The sequence below is a fragment of the Phenylobacterium sp. genome, from assembly GCF_044371015.1.
In the GTDB taxonomy this organism is placed as follows: Bacteria; Pseudomonadota; Alphaproteobacteria; order Caulobacterales; family Caulobacteraceae; genus Phenylobacterium.
In genome coordinates this window covers 1-2,925 of sequence record NZ_JBILUK010000319.1, presented here as the reverse complement: position 1 = coordinate 2,925, position 2,925 = coordinate 1, and the positions used below count along the sequence as shown (strand labels likewise).

5 protein-coding genes are annotated in these 2,925 nt (G+C 66.7%); all 5 read right to left on the bottom strand.

The annotated features are described in order from the left end of the window. A partial coding sequence (locus ACIQ3R_RS16980) for a peptidylprolyl isomerase (RefSeq protein WP_397420029.1) occupies positions 1-398 on the bottom strand: 398 nt, incomplete at its 3' end. 21 nt (positions 399-419) lie between these two features. Next, complete coding sequence (locus ACIQ3R_RS16975; protein ID WP_397420028.1) at positions 420-911, bottom strand: nuclear transport factor 2 family protein; 492 nt, start codon at positions 909-911, stop codon at positions 420-422. A gap of 3 nt (positions 912-914) precedes the next feature. Further along, a complete protein-coding gene (locus ACIQ3R_RS16970) occupies positions 915-1,664 on the bottom strand; it encodes an EcsC family protein (RefSeq protein WP_397420030.1) in 750 nt (249 codons plus the stop codon). Further along, positions 1,661-1,810, bottom strand: coding sequence for a hypothetical protein (locus ACIQ3R_RS16965; RefSeq protein WP_397420031.1), 150 nt, complete (start codon positions 1,808-1,810; stop codon positions 1,661-1,663). The genes ACIQ3R_RS16970 and ACIQ3R_RS16965 overlap by 4 nt, the downstream gene beginning before the upstream one ends. 6 nt (positions 1,811-1,816) lie before the next feature. After that, entirely contained in the window at positions 1,817-2,308 is a 492-nt protein-coding gene (locus tag ACIQ3R_RS16960) for an SRPBCC family protein (RefSeq protein WP_397420027.1), read from the bottom strand. Positions 2,309-2,925: the final 617 nt, after the last annotated feature.

Sequence of the window (2,925 nt, the reverse complement as noted above, 5' to 3'; positions counted from 1 at the left end):
AGACCGGTCTTGATCGTGGACTCGTGCGCGATCGGCGGCAGCACCCGCCGGGGGTCGTTCTGCAGTCCGCATTGGACGAGGCCGTAGTCATTGCCCGCATAGTCCTTCGGCTTGCTGGCGCGATAGCAGGTCCCACCCACGAACAGCCCGCGATCCACGTACCGCAGGTAGTTGGCCACCGTGATCGGGGCCTTGTCGGGATAGAGCTCCAGCACGAAGGCGCCCTCGGTGGTCTCGATCCGGACCTTCGGATTGGGCTTGGGGGGCGGGGTCGGCGCCGCGGCGGGCTGTGTGGAAGGTGGCGTCACGGGCGGCGCCACAGGCGCGGCGGCGGGCGCCTGGGCGGCGGCGGGAAGGGCGGCGAGCGCGGTGAGCGCGACAAAAGCGTGGCGGAGCATGTCGCTGAGGTTAGCGCGACCTCAGCCGCCGCGACAGTTCACATAGGTGTCGGTCTGGCCTGTCGACCGCAGGCGACCGTTGATCAGGGTGAGGGTCTGAGCGCGGCTGGCGCAGAGGCGACGGGTGCGTCCGTCCGCCGTCACGGTCGAGCCCACCCGCGAGGTGATGCGCGCGATGCGCCCGTCGGCGGCGATATCGATCCGGCGCACCTCGCCGCGTTCCAGACTGCGCGCCTTGGTCCGTCGCGCCTGAGCCCTGGCCTCCGCCAGCGTGCTCACGCCGTAGACGACCGGCGGCTTGTCCCCGACATAGGCCTGGTCGGTGAAGCGGGCGTCCGGCGTGAAGGCCGCGAAGAACCGGTCCAGGTCGCCCTGGTTCCAGGCCTGCTCCTGGCGCGCCAGAAACGCGCGCACGTCGGCGTCGGTGATCGGCGGCGATTGCGCCAAGGCGGGGCCCGAAATCACCATCAGGGTTGCAACGAGCGTGACGGATCGGATGACGCCGGCGCGCATGGCTCAGGATCGCGAGAGCGCGCGGGCGCGGTAGCCGTTGATGGCCATCTCGCCCACCCGCTCGGTCAGTTTCCAGTTCACCAGCGCCCCGATCGGCGCGCCGACCACCGGAATCAGCTGGGCCAGCTTGGCCAGGTCGATGAAGTCCCGATACTCGCGCTGGAAACCCCGCCAATCGAAATGCTCGAAGTCGGTCGGATGGGCTCGCAGATCCCAGACCTCCAGCCCTCGGAACACCTCGGCGCGGCGCTCGGCGCCCGAGAAGGCCAACTGGAACAGGCCCAGGATGTAGAGCCGCTCGTCGAAGCGGTCGGCCTCGTGGCCATAGACGGCCGAGAGGTCGAACAGCAGCTTGAACTTGATGGTCAGCAGGGCCGGGAAGTCGGCCAGCGCCAGCCAGAAACCGCCCGCGCCCGCCACGCCGCCCTCGACCGCGGCGGTCTTGCGATAGCTGTCCAACACCGCCAGCGCGCGCCGGTCTCGATCTTCGAGGGTCGCATCCCGCAGGATCGCGCCGGTGGTCAGGTCGGCGCCGGTCAGGATCGTGCGGGTGAGCTTCTCGATCACCGTGGTCAGGGTCGTATGCACGGCCTCGGGGATGATCTCGTTGATGCGGCCCTGCACCCCGCGCGTCGCCTTGTCGAAGGCGCCCGGGGACTTGAGCATGCGCGTGCGCCAACGCGCGACCTCGCCTGCCGCCCAGGCGGCGTATCCGGCCTCGGAGAGGCCGGAGGGAGGCGCTCGGCCGGCTATGTGGCGTTCACAATCTGGATGACCCAGGCCACCACGGCCGTGACGCCCGTGCCGACCAGCGCTCCGCGCACGAAGGCGCCGTTGCGCTCCCACCAGACGCGGCGGGCCCGCATGCGCTGAGCCCGATCGATCCGTCGTCGTTGCATGGGCAGCTACTTGGCCTCGGCGGCGGCCTTCATGGTCGCCAGCACATTGGCGAACATGGCGGCCCGGCGCGTGCGGTTGGCCTCACGCTGTTCGGCCGGGATCGAGGCCTGATCGAAGAACAGCGTGTAGATGAACTTGGAGGTCTTGGGAGTCACCGGAACCACCTCGATGGTGCCGTGATAGAGGATCGCCGGATTGATGTCGGCATAGGTGTAGGAGGTCGCGGTCTTGGCCACGATCACTTCCTCCACCCGACCGGCGATCTTGCGCAGCGCACCGACCTCGCCGTCCTTGCCGGCGGTGATCTCGCAGGTGGTTTTGAGCCACGCGCCGATCGCGCAATAGCCCTTCACCTTGTCCCAGGCCTGGGCGGCGGGCGCGTTGACCGCCGCTTCCTGCACGATGGAGACATAGTCACCGGCCGCCTTCGCCGATCCGGCGCCGGTCAGCGCAGCCCCACCCAGCGCGGCGGCGGCGATCATGGTCGCGAGCTTCATCCTGTTCCCCCAATGGCGTCTGCGGCAACCCTACCGGACCAGGGGGGCGTCCGGCTACAGCCAGGGTTGGTAAAGCGCCAAATCGCTCGGCCGCCAGCTTCGGGCTCGCGCAGGTCGTCGCACCGTCAGCGCGGCCGGGCCGGGTCCGGTGTCCGATCCAGCCCGGCCACGCTTACGAATCTACGCCTTGGGGGCGGTCTTGCTCTTCGGATCCATCGGCTTGTCGGAGTGGATCGGAGGAGTCGCGCCAGGCGTCTGGGCCGGCGTCGCCGGTGTCTTGGGGGTCTCAGACATGTGAAGTATCCTTCAACAATTCGCCAATAAGCTGGCGCAACGGATATGTGAATTCGACCTGACAAAAACAAACAAAATCGCGTAACTTATTTGGCATTTGCATTCTTTTGATTGCCACAATTGATAGAAATTGTTCAATTGTTTAAGTGAAATGGTCGCTATCTCTGATCGGAGTGGTGTTTGAAGTCGGCATCGCGCCGGTCACTTTCTTTCCGGCGATGAGGCGCCGGAGCCCCCGGCGTTCAGTTCGGGTCATCTGAGCGGGATGAAAAAGGCTCGAAATCAAGAATCTAGAGCGTCTCTTCATCCAAAACCGGTTTCCA